The following is a 14,935-nucleotide window of genomic DNA, read 5'->3' as shown; positions in this document are numbered from 1 at the left end:
CTCATACATTTTTTGCAATACAACTACTTCTATATCTTCTAGCCGGAGGTATAATCTATGACATTTTGGCAATTTGCATTTAAAAACGTCACGCGCAACTCAAGAGCTTATTTTGCTTACTTTGTAAGTAGCTCCTTTTCCATTGCTGTGTTCTTTTCGTTTGCTGTTTACTTATTCCATCCGAAATTACAAAACTTTGACATGACCTCTGAAATTTCAGGATTAATGATATTTTCAGAAGTAGTAATTGTATTTTTCTCTTTCTTCTTTTTACTATATTCCATTGGTACTTTTTTAAAAGTTAGAAAAAAACAATTTGGTATTTTGACCATTTTAGGAATATCGAGAAAACAATTACATCGTCTTATTTTTATGGAGAATATGTTAATCGGGATTTTATCTATCTTTTTCGGCATGCAGTTTGGAGTTGTTTTTTCTCAATTTTTCTTATTAGTAACAGCCAAACTTACCCATGTTCCAGGAATATATTTATACGGGCCTACTAACGCGTTTATTTTAACAACCATTGTTTTCCTTAGTCTTTTTATCATTGTATCTGCATTCACACCAATGCTTATTCGTACAAAAAAAGCAGTACACCTTTTAAAAACAAATGGTGGAAAACAAAAAGAAAGAAAACCATCCATACTTGTTTCATTATTTGGTGCGATTTGTTTATTTGGTGGTTATGCGTTAGCTGGAAATCCTAAATATTTCGTATCAGTAAGCCCGCAAATCGGTGTTATATATATGGTTTCAAGTATTTTCGTTATCCCAACGCTTGTTACAATTGGAACATATTTCTTCTTTTCACAAATTAGTTTCTTACTTATTTATATTTTAAAGAAAAGAAGGAAGTTTTATATGAAACGGATTAATATGCTTTGGATTTCGGATTTAGCGAGCCGTATTCGAACGAATATTAATATGCTGTTTATTGTAGCGATGCTATCTACAATTGCTTTCACAATGATTACGTTTCTATATGGATTCGGGAAATTTATTAAGCTAGAGGTGAATAGAACTTCTCCTTTTCCAATTTCTTATTTTTCTTATGATGCGAACCCTTTTGTTACAGAACATTTAAATTGGCTTGAGCAACAATTACAAAAAGAGCATTTCCCTTATCAAAAAATAAAAGCTGATATATATGAAACACCACTAAAAGAAGATAAAGATATAGCTATTTATAATGACGTATACGCAATTAAGCAAAGTGACTATAACAAACTTGCAGATTCTTTACGAATGAAACAACTATTTATGGATGATAACGAAGCATATGTGCTAACAGGGACATCTTATATCACCATATTCAACGAATTTGAGCAAAGCTACAAAAGAGATTACATTACACTCTCTAGTACAAATACGAAATTACGAGTAAAAGGTTATGAGCATGTAAACGCAATCCCATCTGACTTTTCATATCAAACGATAGTGTTGCCTGATATTATCGTAAATAACTTACCTAACACCGTAAAACATATATCAGCATACAATTACAAAATTCAAAACTGGGAACAGACATATGAAATTGCTGATAATTTTATAGAAAAAGTGCAAAAAGATCGAAATAAATCCCAGTATGAAGGACCTCTTATTCGTTCCTTTGAATCAGCAGGATCGTTATACAAAATAACATCAGGCAGTGCTGCATTTTTCCTAATTGGGACATTTTTAGGAGTTATTTTCTTCATTGGAGCTGGTAGCGTTCTTTACTTTAGAATGTATACGGATTTGACGAACGAACAAGAGAAATATATAACGATTTCTAAAATCGGTGTAACAGATACAGAGATGAAACGATCTGCAACCATTCAACTTAGTATTTTATTTTTCATTCCGTACATTATGGCATCCATTCATACAATGTTCGCAACAAAAATGCTACAAGATGTAATTGGTTTATCTCTGTTCAAAGAAGTTTCAGCCGTTCTTATTATTTTTGGATTCGTTGAAATCGTATTTTTCTTATTCATTCGTTCACTTTATATGCAAAAATTATCACATTACACGAGTGGACAAAATATTTAAAACAAACTTGATGAAAAGAGTATCTCTCATACTCTTTTCATCTTCACCCTATTAGGAGGTTTAGGTGAATGACATTTTGGCAGTTTGCATTTAAAAACGTGACGCGGAACGCCAGAGCTTATTTCGCCTATTTTGTAAGCAGTGCGTTCTCCATTGCAATCTTTTTCTCATTTGCAGTTTATTTATTTCATCCGAAATTGCATATGACAGACGTTAATTATTATCTGAACATATTAATGACAATTTCAGAGGTTGTCATTGTGTTCTTTTCATTTTTCTTTTTACTGTATTCAATCGGGACGTTTTTAAAAGTACGAAAAAAACAGTTCGGGATTTTAACAGTACTTGGCATATCTCAAAAACAATTAAAACGACTCATATTTATAGAAAATATGTTAATTGGTGTTCTTTCTATATTTTTTGGCATTCAACTTGGAGTTGTCTTTTCACAGTTCTTTTTGTTAGTTACCGCCAAAATTACACACGTACCTGGTTTATATTTATATGGGCCTACAAGTGCTATCGTTTTAACTATCATCATCTTTCTTGGGCTCTTCATTCTCGTATCATCTTTTACACCGATGCTCATTCGTACGAGAAAAGCCGTACGTCTTTTGAAAGAAGGAACACAACAAAAAGAAAGAAAAGCATCCGTGCTCATCTCTCTATTTGGTGCGACGTGTTTAATATGTGGATATGCGTTAGCCGCAAATCCGTTGTATTTTATGTCGCTAGGTGACATCATTGGGCTTTTATATGCCGTCTCTAGTATATTTGTCATCCCATCCCTTATTGCAGCTGGAACATACTATTTCTTTTCACAAATTAGTTTTTTACTTATTCGTATTTTAAAAACGCGAAGAACGTTTTATATGAAACGAATTAATATGCTTTGGATTTCTGATCTAGCATCACGTATTCGGACGAATATTAATATGCTCTTTATTGTAGCGATGCTATCGACGCTCGCTTTTACAATGATTACATTCTTATATGGATTCGGGAAGTTTACAAAGTTTGATGCGATTAGACAAAACCCTTTCCCGTTTACGTATTTATCGCATACTGAAAATACGTTAGCTGATGAACATTTAAACTGGTTAGAGCAGAAATTTAATGAAGAGCATTTTACTTATACGAAATTTAAAACGGATATATATGAAGTATCTTCAGCTGAAGATAACACGCAGCTCTATTACGCAATTAAACAAAGTGACTATAATGTACTTGCTAAGGCTTTAAATTGGGAAACGCTCACAGTAAATAAGAATGAATCTTATATTCTTATGAAAGACTTAGATGATCAAGTTATTGGAACGCTTCATAATAAAGAACAGAAAAATACTCTTACACTTACTCAAAACAATTTACAACTACAAGTGAAAGAATATAAAAGTTATAGCCCATTCCCAAATAGCTTAATATACAAATTACTCATACTATCTGATGAAAATGTAGAAGCCTTATCCACCGTTTCCAAACAAATGAGTGTATATAACTTCAAAGTTACGGATTGGGAAAAAGCACATAATATCGGTTCATCGTTTATAACAAAAATCGATAACGATAATGCAGCAATTCAAGCAGAGCACCCGCCTTTCCATGCAAGTGAAGCGAGCGATTCTCTATACAAAACAAAACTAAATGTCGCTTCATTCTTCTTAATTGGTACTTTCTTAGGTGTTATTTTCTTTATCGGTGCTGGTAGTGTTCTTTACTTCCGAATGTATACAGATTTAACAAATGAGCAAGAAAAATATATAACGATTACGAAAATTGGCTTAACTGAGACTGAAATGAAACGTTCAGCGACAATTCAGCTTGCGATTCTTTTCTTCGTGCCTTACATTATGGCATCAATCCATACGATGTTTGCGACAAAGATGTTACAAGAAATATTACATCTCTCGTTCTTCGCTGAAATTACAGTCGTACTTATGATTTTTGGAACAGTTGAAATTTTATTTTTCCTTTTAATTCGTTCCTTTTATATGCAAAAATTATCACAACACATTAAGTTTTAAAAAGTAGAAAGGTGATTACTATGGAAGAAGTATTACACATAAAAAACGTCTCAAAAGTATATGAGGGAAAAGTCCCTCATACTGCTTTAAAAAATATAAATTTACACGTGGATAAAGGTGAATTCGTTGCCATTATGGGACCATCTGGTAGCGGGAAATCTACATTTTTAAACGTTATCTCTACAATCGATTCTCCGACTTCTGGTGATGTCGTGATTAACGGAAAAAAACCGCACACATTTCGTAGAGAGAAGTTAGCTATTTTCCGCCGCCAAGAGTTAGGATTTGTTTTCCAAAACTTTAACCTACTAGATACACTAACAATCGGTGAAAATATCGTACTACCTTTAACATTAGATAATGTTCCATTAAAAGAAATGGATGAAAAGCTTGATAACATTTCAAAAAAGCTTGGAATTGATCATATTTTGGACAAGCGTATTTTTGAAGTTTCCGGGGGACAAGCACAGCGTACCGCAGTAGCACGTGCTGTCATTCATCATCCTTCACTTCTACTTGCCGATGAACCGACAGGAAACTTAGATTCAAAAGCGGCAATTGACGTAATGGAGCTATTTACGAAATTAAATAAAGAAGAAGATGCAACGATTTTAATGGTTACCCATGATCCGTTTGCAGCAAGTTATTGTAACCGTGTTATTTTCATTAAAGATGGAGAGCTTTACAATGAACTACACCGCGGATTGTACCGTGAGAAATTTTATCAAGAAATATTAGATGTTTTAGCATTATTAGGAGGAAGACGTGGATGACATTTTGGCAATTCGCATTTAAAAATGTCTCACGTAATTCGAAAGCATATTTCGCCTACTTTGTAAGTAGTGCGTTTTCTATCATGGTTTTCTTTTCATTTACTGTATACGCGTATCACCCGCGGTTACAAAGTGTACAAAGTTTCCAAGAACGTGATCCTCTAATGAACTTAGCTAGTACAGCACAGCTTGTGATTGTTATGTTCTCGTTCTTCTTTCTCTTATATTCAATTGGAACATTTTTAAATGTACGGAAGCAGCAATTCGGGATACTCACCATTCTCGGTATCTCACAGAGACAATTAAAGAGACTGTTATTTACTGAAAATATGATAATCGGGATATTGTCTATCTTTATCGGCATTCAAGGTGGACTTGTATTTTCTAACTTTTTCTTATTAGTCACTTCGAAATTAACAAACGCGAAAGGTCTCTATTTATATTGGCCAACAGAAGCGATTATCGTTACAACCGTAACGTTTATCATCTTATTTTTAATCGTTTCTACATTTACACCAATGTTTATTCGTACTCGAAAAACAACGAAGCTTATTAAGGGCGTTAACAAAGAGAAGAGCGAAAAAAAACCATCTATACTGATTTCACTATTTGCTTTAACTTGTTTAGGACTATGCTATTATATTGCTGGTTATCCGCAAGGCTACATAACGGAAAAAAATGCACAAAATGGATCTGTATTCTTAATTATGCTATCTATTTTACCGCTTGTAGTAGTTGGGACGTATTTATTTTTTTCACAAACATTTCTTCTCTTTATCTATATTTTAAAGAAACGAAGAAAGTTTTATTTAAAACAAATAAATATGTTATGGATTTCAGATTTAGTTTCTCGTACACGCAGTAATATTAATGTACTCTTTATTGTTTCTATGCTATCTGCACTTGCATTTACAATTATTATCGGGTTATTTGCTGCAAACAATAATACGAAAGCACCCATACTAGAACGATATCCAATACCATTCACCTATACATCAGAAGGTGTTAATGCATTTGAACAAAAGCATATTACTACGATTGAAACTGAACTTACAAATGCTAATTTTCAATATGATAAATATAAATTTACCGTTTTAAAAGATACAGCTTCAAAAGAATCAATTGCCATTATGAAAATGAGTGATTATAACGCAATAGCACAGCAATTAAACAGACCAAAAATCACTCTCGATTCTTCACAAGTTTATAATATTTCTCGCTATTCACCAGTGTTATTAAATCTCGTGTCTAACCCATTTGCGAAGCAGAACACGATTACACTTGGCTCTAATAAAAAGGAATTTCAAATTAAAGGTTTTATTAATAGAGGAATTGAGCCTCCCTTTGCATTACCTCACTTAATTGTGATGCAAGATGAAGTAATTGAAAATATGATTCCTCATATTGAAACAATTACAGTCTATAACTACTTCGTGGAAAATTGGGAAAATGCAATTGTCCCAACAAAAAATATATTAAAAAGCTTAAATCATGATGCAGAAACCTTGTATGAAGCACATAAAAATGAAGAAGATTTCATTAAACCATTTTATATTTATACAGCTACGGATGAACTCGTTCATAGTAAAGGAAATGCAGTCGCTCAATTCTTTATTTGGGCATTTCTCGGCTTTATTTTCTTTATCGGAGCAGCTAGTGTTTTATATTTCCGTATGTATAATGACTTAACAACTGAAAGACAAAAGTATATTACGATTACAAAGCTTGGCTTAACTGAATCAGAAATGTTTCGCTCTGCAACGATTCAATTAGGAATTTTATTTTTCGTTCCTTATATCGTTGCTGGTGTTCACACATTATTTGCGGTTAAGTTTTTACAAAGCATGTTTTCTTTCTCCTTATTAAAAGAGACATGTATCGTACTCAGCTTTTTCGGGATTATCGAGATCATTTTCTTCTTCTTAATCCGTTCTCTTTACATTAATAAATTATCACAGCATATAAAAATATGAATAAAATAGCCTTGTGCAATATGCACAAGGCTATTTTCAATAGTTTTTAATAATTAGCAGCAATATCCGCCGTAGCCGCCAGCATAACCGCCATAACCACCATAGCCACAACCGCCGCCTCCGCCGAAGCAGCTAGCACCGATGATAATTAATAAAATAAACAATACAATTAGAAGCGCAAAACCGCCTCCGCAACCATGTCTGCGGTTACAATCATCATGTCTGTGTTCACACTTTTCGCTCATTACCCTATTCCTCCTTTAGTATCATTCATAACAAGTTCACCTTGCTCTAAATGAGGGGATTCCATTTATATTATGTTTTCAGGGCGAATAAGAAGCTTGGCTTACCTAAAAACGGGCTTGTTTTAGGAATTGGGCTTTATTAAAAAGCGAATGAGCCTTATCCAGATGTAAGCATAAAACATTTGACATACTCTTAATTTCTTACTAATATTTAATTGAACGACCAATCAATTTTTTGATTATACATTCAAATCATATAAATTAGGAGTTGAATAGCGTGACTGATTCTTTTATTGCAGAGGCTAGGCGTGAACAAATTATTCTTGCATGTATTGATACATTAGAAGAGGTTGGATATAACAACTTAAGCTTAACGAAGGTAGCAAAAAAAGCTAAGATTAGCACCGGACTTATTTCTTATCATTTTAACGATAAGCTTTACCTTATGAATCGCACATTACAATTTTTAGTTACCAAACAACATGAATTTATTAGTAATCGAGTACTATTAGCTCAATCTGAAATAAATAAACTAGAGGCTTTTATTGAAGCACACTTGGCTTATCAAGAAACTCATTACAAAAATAATATTGCCTTAATTGAGATTGTCTTTAATGCAAGAAATGAAGAGAACGTTCCTTATTACAGAATCGAAGACGACGAAGAGGAGGATGCTCTTAGAACGATGTTATTAGATATTTTGAAGACTGGTCAACAAAATGGCGTGTTTTCCGATTCTTTCCAAACCGACACATTAGCTTCATTTATTTTAGGAGCAATCGAAGAAAGAATGCTGAAGGCAAATTCATCTATATCCATAGAAAATTACTCAGATGAGCTCATAAAAATGGTGAAGAAACTCACTGTTTAAATATGCCTTGATTAAAAAAATATATATGAAAGGATGAACTACACATGAAAAAGGCATCTGTCATTGGATTAGGTTTTTTAGAAAAATTACTTGCTATAGTAAGTCCAATCCTTTTAGGCGTTATTGGATATTTTTCACCTAAATTAATAGAGATTATAAAAAAGATTCCTCTCTTTTCTGATTCAAAAATTATAGAACTTTTAAATTTTATTAATCCCTTCTGGCTTCCTATTATCCTCATGCTAATTGGTGTTATTGCAGGAATTTTATTTTCTTTAATTATTTATAGTGAAGCTTTAAAAATGAACATTACTTCGGAAAGCATTCACGTGAATAAGGACGATCAAAAGAAACAAATCACCAGATTAAATGTAAAAGCCGTTTTTGTAGATAAGCGTCAAGTGGTTATCATTGATCAAGAAGACCGAGAATGGTTACGTGAAACATCTGACATTACCCCAAGCAAAATTAAAGATACTTTCTTAATGCACGGCTTCCCCTGGGTGGAACAAGATCCTTATAAACATGAGTATAGCTTATGGAAATTAGAGGATGAGCGATTTAATAAAAGCATAAATACTATTTTGTATGAAAGACGCAATGCCCTTCGAGAAGGAAACTCTAAAAAAAAGAAGCATTTACGCAAAGATTTGAATGAGCTAGGAGTCTTTGTCAAAGACGATGGAGAAGATCAGTATGTCCGTTCTATTAAATAATAGGACAATAGAAAAAAGATATAAAAAGCACCTTGCCCTGTATATTTGTAAGTAACTACGATCAAAAAATAGCAAAACCCACAGAGAAATTGAATTTCTCCTGTGGGTTTTATTAATTAAAATGGACTTTTCTCCCTAAAGAAACATATTCAACACAAGCGCAAAACCAAATGCAATAAATGATAACAATGTCTCGAGTACCGTCCACGTTTTAAACGTTTCCTTCACCGTCAAACCTAAATACTCTTTTACAAGCCAGAACCCTGCATCATTTACGTGAGAAAACATTAATGATCCTGCACCGGTTGCAATAACAAGCAACTCTAAATTCACACCAGACATGTGCTGAATAACTGGTGAAACAATCCCTGCTGCTGTCGTTAATGCTACTGTCGCTGAACCTGTTGCAATTCGAATTAATCCAGCTACCATGAAAGCTAATACAATTGGTGATAACGATATATGTTCTGCCATTTGCGCAATGGCCGTTCCAACGCCACTTTCAATTAATATTTGTTTAAATCCACCGCCTGCACCGATAATTAAAATAATGGAACCGACCGGTAATAAACTTTCGTCTGTTAATTTTTTAATCATCTTTTTATTAATTCCTTGTCTTATTCCAAGTAAATAAAATGCTGCGAAACATGAAATAAGTAAAGCAATTACTGGACTTCCAATAAATGCAAAAAATTCAGTCATCTTTTTCGGTAATGAAATATATGGTGCAACGACCGATAAAATCATCAATACAACTGGTAATAAAATAATAAAGAATGAAACTTTCCGACTCGGTAAATCGGTTGAGACAGTCGTAACTCGAATAAGCTCTGGTTCATTTTCAGGTATCACCCTTTTATGTACCCACTTTGCAAATATCGGTCCTGCGATAATGGCTGTTGGTAACGCGATAATTAATGAATATAAAAGTACCTTTCCTAAGTTCGCGTTATAAATACCGATTGCTGTCATCGCCCCTGGATGCGGAGGCACGAGCCCGTGAACAATAGATAATCCTGCAATGACAGGTAACGCAATTAATAATATATTTTGCTTCGTCGTTTTTCGAATGGAAATAACAAGTGGTAATAAAATGACGATCCCCACTTCAAAAAACACTGGAATCCCTATAACAAATCCTGCAAATAACATAGCCCAAGGTAGTTTCTTTACACCGAAAAATCGAATAAAGAAATCTGCCACTTGCATGCCGGCCCCTGAATCGGACATCATTTTCCCTAAAATTGTTCCGAGAGCTAAAATACCAACTAAATGCCCTAGTACACTACCAACACCAGTTTCATAGGCAGTCACTATTTTCGTTAAGTTCAGTCCAGACATGATAGCTAAAAACAAACTCGCAACTGATAAACTAATAAATGCATGCCATTTCCACCATGATACCCCTAAAATAACAATCGCAATTGCAAGTAACGTGACGATTAATAAGTATATATCCATCTCCCATTCTCCTTACTTTATAAAAAAAGAGGGAAAATCCCCTCTTTTTTATACGTCATAATTCACTACATAATGCTGCATTTCTGTATTGTAGTAGCCTTCGCTATATTCAATTATTTCGCCAACTTCATCGTAAGAATAACGCATGCGTTTTAATAGCGCTGTCCCCTCTTTTTCACCTAGCGCTTCTGCAACGAAAATAGGCGCGAGTCCAACAGCGAATTCATCTCTGAAGTTTTCTAAATGAATACCTCGGTCTTCAACTAAATCATAAAGCGATTGCAAGTCAAAATCCGATAAATCTGAACTTGCCATTCCTGCTGAGAAATAGTGCGTATAATGAATGTATGGTGCATCATTTAACGTATATAAACGTTCAATACGAAAACTCTCCTTACCGAATAATCGAAATAGCACTGTTCCTTCTTCATTCTGCACAATTTCTGCTTTTAGCAATTTCTTCTGTACTTTATATCCTTCTTCCACTAACACTTCAGTAAATTTCTTACCCTTTGACAGTTTTGTCGCAGAAGTATTGCGGATGACTTTCGTTCCTTTACCGCTTTTCTTTTCCAAATATCCTTCTTGAGCGAGTTCTTTAATCGCATTTCGCACTGTAATTTTACTCACTTTGAACTCTTCTTCTAACTGCGGTTCGGAAGGAATATTCGTATGAATCGCATATACACCATGCAATATTCGATCACGAATAATATTTTTTATTTGCAAATATAATGGTCCTTTTTTTCTCGTTACGTTCACCGTTACACCCACTACCTTTCTACATCACCTACTGATGCCGTCATTGCCCGAAGTATATCCTTCTCTGATGACATTGGCGTATCACCGACGATTGTATGTGCTAGCATTCCAGCTGCTGACGCAAATGAAACAGCTTTCTCTGGTGCGAACTCCTTTATCTCGCCATGAATAATTCCGCTCGTATAAGCATCTCCAGCACCTATTCTATCATATACAGAAAACGTAAGTGTTTTTGCAAAAGTGAACGTTCCATCTTTACATATAAACCCGCGAAGCGAATGTGTATTATCACTGTTAATAGAGCGATGAGTACCAGCGATTGTAGCGATATGATACGTTTCAGCTACCTTTGGAATAAGATCAACAAGTTGCGCCTCTCGCTCCGTTTCTTCGGTTTTTATTCCTAAAACAAACATTGCATCTTTTTCGTTCATCATAACGATATCAGCAAGTCCCAGCATTTCTTCATAATGCGGTTTTGCCTGTTCATATCCGTCTTCTCCCCAAAGTGATGGACGATAATTACAATCAAAAACGACGGTTCCTCCGTTTTCTTTAACTGCTCTCGCTAAAGACTTCATATGATGGCGCACCGTATCATTCATCGCAAGTGTAATACCGCAAAAATGAACGATATCAATTTCCTTAGCAATTTCTTCAAATTGGTACATCTCTTCAGACGCCGTATTGAAGCTACTTTCTAGTCGATTCGAATACGTAACGCGGCTTGCACGTGCACCGAATCCATTTTCTAAAAAATACATACCTACATATTTACCGCCTCTTGAAACAAGAGAAGTTTGAATCCCTAACTTTTGAATGTAAGATACAGCTGCATCTCCAACCGAATTTTCCGGTAAAGTTGAAATAAGAAGCCCTTCATGCCCTAAGTGAGAAAGTGCCGCTGCAACGTTCACACCTGTACCTGAAAATGAGTAATTTAACGTGTTAGCTTGCGACAACAATTCATATCCAGGTACTTGCAGGCGCATCATTACTTCGCCGAACGCTGCAATTTTCTTACGCATATTGATCAACTAGCTTCTTCACGACTGCTAATAATTCACGCACATCTTCTACTTTCGTGTTACCAGTTTCTTTATCAATAATAGAAGAGTACACGTGCGGGATAACTTGCTCTACATTTGCTTCAAGCGCAATACGTACAATTGTTTCGAAGTTTTCTTTATCAATTCCGCCTGTTGGCTCTAATGCGAATCCTTCTTCCGCACAAGCTTTCGCAACTGCGCGATATTCTTCTTCGTGAGCTAGCCCTTTCATTGGGAAGTACTTCAATGAATTTCCGCCCATATCACGTACAAGTGCGATCGCTGTTTTAATTGGAACGATTGCTTTTTCTTCTCCAGCCGCACTAATTGGGCCAGTAGAAATATTTACGTAACCTACTTTTCCTGTTGGCGATACTAAACTATTAATCCAGCTATCTTTTTCGCCAAGATTTGCACGTGTCGCTCCAACTGAAGGGAACACTTGGTTAATATGACTGCCAGGATAATGCTTCGCAATTTCAGCGACAACTGCCGCTTGGCGATTATCTCCTGCACCTAGTCCGATTGATACAGCGTCATCAATTTCTTTTCCGTATGCTTTCATCGCTGTAACAGCTTCTTCTACAGTTGCATAATCTTTTGATAAAACACCTACTACTACATATCCTTCTGCTGCTTCAAAAATATCTTTCGCATTTTGGATATTGTTTGCCAATACATTTAATGCTACGCGGTCTTTATAAAAACGTTTTTGAATGTTTGTCATTTTAGTTTCCCCCTACAATTTCTCTCAATTTTTCTTCAATCACATATATGTCATCACCTTGAAGTGGACGTGGATCAATATCAAAGAATCCTTGTCTTACTCCGTAATCACGTGTATAAATGGCAATTTCCCCTTCGCGTAATGCAGTCACAACATCTTTTGCTGATTTATTTAATTCTTTCTCGTTAATATGAATACGAGCTCGAAAGATTGCTCTTCCAGCTTCATCTTGAACGATCGTTACATTTACACCATTTAATTCTTTTAGCGGCATAAGTATTTGTAGCAATTCTTTTTCTTGCTCGCTCTTATCTTCTTTTACTCCGTACTCATCAAGTGCTTGAAGTAAACCAAAAGTTGTTTCTTTCCCAACTTTCATGCTTCTTCCAATGCAATGTAATTGCACTTTCAGCCATTCAATATACTTTCTTTTACCGCCCACAATACCAGAAGTAGGTCCTTCAATTGCCTTTGAACCGCTATAAATAGCAAGATCTGAATACTTCACATATTTTTGAATGTCTTCTTCAGCTGCTGCATCCACGATAAGCGGTACTTTATTTCGCTGCGCAACTTCCCATGCTTCTTCAACAGAAATCATATTTTTTTGCACTGCATGATGTGATTTCACATACAGAATCGCTGCTGTATTTTCACCAATTGCATCTTCAATATGCTCTGCTTTCCCTTCATTTGCATAGCCAACTTCTACAAGTTTACCGCCGCCTAAGTAAATCATCGTTTCAACAGGAGCACCGTATTGAACGTTATGACCTTTTAACATAATCACTTCGTTTTTCACGATTACTTCTTGATGAAGTCTTTCACTTTTACGGCGATTTCCTTCTGTAACGATACCAGCGATAGAAAGCGCAATTCCACTCGATGCTGAGTTCACAACGACCGCTGCCTCTGAATCTAGAATTCTCGCAATATGGTCTCCCGCTTTATCTACTAAATCAGCAATTTCCACATAATTTTGTCCCCCATGTTTCATCGCATCCATTACTGTATCTGTAGGAGCAGATACACCTAAAATACTCATTCTACCGCTCGCATTAATTACTCTTTTTAATCCGTACTTAGCATTCAATGAATGACCCATTAATTACAACCCCTTTCGTATCAATCCTTCTTTCAGCAATGCGCTGATCCCCTTCTGAATCAATTAACGTAACCTTCTCATCTTTCACCGTAAATAAAGTTAAGTTTGCAATATCTCCTTCTTGAATGCGGCCAAGCTCTGGTTTTTTCAGCCACTCTGCTGCATTTTTCGTAACCGCGTCAATTACTTCTTCTAGCGGATAACCTAAGTAAAGGAATTTCGAAAGAACGTGAGCCATACTATACACGGGACCATGCACGCGATTCTTCCGGTAAATATCTGTACTAATCGTATTAAAAGCAATACCGTGATGCTTCGCCGCCTCTGCTACTTTAAAAGAAAAACTAGCATTACCGTGACCAACATCTAAATGAACACCACGATTCACTGCATCTAGTAATACAGGTAGCGGTTTCCCTTCTTCATCAAATAAATTATTTTCTTTCCCGTTTAAGTAATGTGTAATGACATCATCTTTTTCTAAAAGAGGTACAACTTCCTCTATACGGGGAGGCGCTGAACCGATATGTACCATAATCGGTAATGATGTTTCTCGAGATAAAGCGCGCGCTACATGCAGCGGTTCAATTCCACTATCACAAACGACACTTTTACTCATTCTCGCCTTTAACCCAACGATTACATCTTTATACTTTTCTACTGCTTCTATCGCTTTCTCTTTATCTATCCATTCCATATTGGATAATTCATCAATTCGTTTCAAACCGATGCGAGAAATATTTAAAAAGGCAAATAAATTTGTCTTTGCCTGCTCTCTACTTTTTACTAAATCTGCAATACGATCAGCTCCGCAGCTACCCGCATCAACAATTGTCGTTACCCCTTGCTTAACGCCAATTTCATCCACCTCATCGCCATACGGATCAAACTCTGGAAAAGCATGAACGTGTAAATCAATCCAACCACTCGATACGTAAGTACCAGAGTAATCAAGAACCTTTCCACCCTCGCCAGCACCAGCTTTCGTCACCTGTGCGATTTTATTATTTTCAATTACAATGTCAATCTCTTCCCCGTTCACACGTTTCACATTACGTAGTACGAATCGTTCTGTCATTGTATTTCCACCCTTTTCTATAAGAAGCCATAAGAATACGCTTACATTAAAGTTTCATTTTATATCTCTTTCACACGTTTAGCGTAACACAAAAAAAGGGAGAAGTAAATATAA

Annotated in this window: 13 protein-coding genes; 6 read left to right on the top strand and 7 right to left on the bottom strand. The window is 35.4% G+C overall.

All coding sequences use genetic code 11. The annotated features are described in order from the left end of the window. Positions 1 to 57 precede the first annotated feature (57 nt). From ACTFRU_RS27190 to ACTFRU_RS27175, 4 genes are all read left to right on the top strand, one after another. The gene (locus tag ACTFRU_RS27190; RefSeq protein WP_006929207.1) at positions 58 to 2,037 is read left to right on the top strand and encodes an ABC transporter permease; all 1,980 of its coding nucleotides are present in this window, start codon (positions 58 to 60) and stop codon (positions 2,035 to 2,037) included. Positions 2,038 to 2,105: 68 nt separating this feature from the next. Next, positions 2,106 to 4,061, top strand: a complete 1,956-nt coding sequence (locus ACTFRU_RS27185; RefSeq protein WP_440037977.1) for an FtsX-like permease family protein — start codon at positions 2,106 to 2,108, stop codon at positions 4,059 to 4,061. 20 nt (positions 4,062 to 4,081) lie between these two features. Next, positions 4,082 to 4,834, top strand: a complete 753-nt coding sequence (locus ACTFRU_RS27180; RefSeq protein ID WP_000393250.1) for an ABC transporter ATP-binding protein — start codon at positions 4,082 to 4,084, stop codon at positions 4,832 to 4,834. Continuing rightward, positions 4,831 to 6,807 (top strand): FtsX-like permease family protein, encoded by a 1,977-nt coding sequence (locus ACTFRU_RS27175; RefSeq protein WP_100618321.1) that lies wholly within the window; start codon positions 4,831 to 4,833, stop codon positions 6,805 to 6,807. The genes ACTFRU_RS27180 and ACTFRU_RS27175 overlap by 4 nt, the downstream gene beginning before the upstream one ends. 53 nt (positions 6,808 to 6,860) lie before the next feature. Here ACTFRU_RS27175 and ACTFRU_RS27170 read toward each other — a convergent pair whose 3' ends face one another. Further along, positions 6,861 to 7,052 (bottom strand): YjcZ family sporulation protein, encoded by a 192-nt coding sequence (locus ACTFRU_RS27170; protein ID WP_001290392.1) that lies wholly within the window; start codon positions 7,050 to 7,052, stop codon positions 6,861 to 6,863. 277 nt (positions 7,053 to 7,329) lie between these two features. On the opposite strand from ACTFRU_RS27170, the gene ACTFRU_RS27165 reads away from it, so the two are divergent. Both ACTFRU_RS27165 and ACTFRU_RS27160 read left to right on the top strand, forming a co-directional pair. Next, positions 7,330 to 7,923 carry a TetR/AcrR family transcriptional regulator gene (locus tag ACTFRU_RS27165; RefSeq protein WP_000132257.1) on the top strand — a complete coding sequence of 198 codons (594 nt, stop codon included), beginning with the start codon at positions 7,330 to 7,332 and terminating at the stop codon, positions 7,921 to 7,923. A gap of 44 nt (positions 7,924 to 7,967) precedes the next feature. Next, the gene (locus ACTFRU_RS27160; RefSeq protein WP_000710354.1) at positions 7,968 to 8,639 is read left to right on the top strand and encodes a YqeB family protein; all 672 of its coding nucleotides are present in this window, start codon (positions 7,968 to 7,970) and stop codon (positions 8,637 to 8,639) included. 135 nt (positions 8,640 to 8,774) lie between these two features. Here the strand turns inward: ACTFRU_RS27160 and gntP are convergent, their stop codons facing one another. Genes gntP through ACTFRU_RS27130 form a run of 6 tightly spaced genes read right to left on the bottom strand, consistent with a single transcriptional unit; the run spans position 8,775 to position 14,821 of the window. After that, positions 8,775 to 10,100, bottom strand: a complete 1,326-nt coding sequence (gene gntP / locus ACTFRU_RS27155) for a gluconate permease GntP (RefSeq protein WP_440037976.1) — start codon at positions 10,098 to 10,100, stop codon at positions 8,775 to 8,777. 48 nt (positions 10,101 to 10,148) lie between these two features. Then, positions 10,149 to 10,874, bottom strand: a complete 726-nt coding sequence (locus tag ACTFRU_RS27150; protein WP_440037975.1) for a GntR family transcriptional regulator — start codon at positions 10,872 to 10,874, stop codon at positions 10,149 to 10,151. After that, positions 10,874 to 11,890, bottom strand: coding sequence for a sugar kinase (locus tag ACTFRU_RS27145; RefSeq protein WP_006915669.1), 1,017 nt, complete (start codon positions 11,888 to 11,890; stop codon positions 10,874 to 10,876). The genes ACTFRU_RS27150 and ACTFRU_RS27145 overlap by 1 nt, the downstream gene beginning before the upstream one ends. Further along, the gene (dagF, locus tag ACTFRU_RS27140) at positions 11,883 to 12,638 is read right to left on the bottom strand and encodes a 2-dehydro-3-deoxy-phosphogluconate aldolase (protein ID WP_000181896.1); all 756 of its coding nucleotides are present in this window, start codon (positions 12,636 to 12,638) and stop codon (positions 11,883 to 11,885) included. The genes ACTFRU_RS27145 and dagF overlap by 8 nt, the downstream gene beginning before the upstream one ends. Position 12,639: 1 nt before the next feature. Further along, on the bottom strand, positions 12,640 to 13,743 hold the full coding sequence (locus ACTFRU_RS27135) for a DgaE family pyridoxal phosphate-dependent ammonia lyase (RefSeq protein ID WP_440037974.1): 1,104 nt from the start codon (positions 13,741 to 13,743) through the stop codon (positions 12,640 to 12,642). Further along, positions 13,721 to 14,821, bottom strand: coding sequence for an amidohydrolase/deacetylase family metallohydrolase (locus ACTFRU_RS27130; RefSeq protein ID WP_336456868.1), 1,101 nt, complete (start codon positions 14,819 to 14,821; stop codon positions 13,721 to 13,723). Before ACTFRU_RS27130 ends, ACTFRU_RS27135 begins: the two co-directional genes overlap by 23 nt. Between the last annotated feature and the right edge of the window lie 114 nt (positions 14,822 to 14,935).

Origin of the sequence: Bacillus cereus group sp. MYBK220-1 (assembly GCF_051916445.1) — a bacterium.
Taxonomy (GTDB): domain Bacteria; phylum Bacillota; class Bacilli; order Bacillales; family Bacillaceae_G; genus Bacillus_A; species Bacillus_A cereus.
The sequence above is the reverse complement of the archived record's forward strand: the minus strand, read 5'-3'. Positions and strand labels throughout refer to the sequence as shown.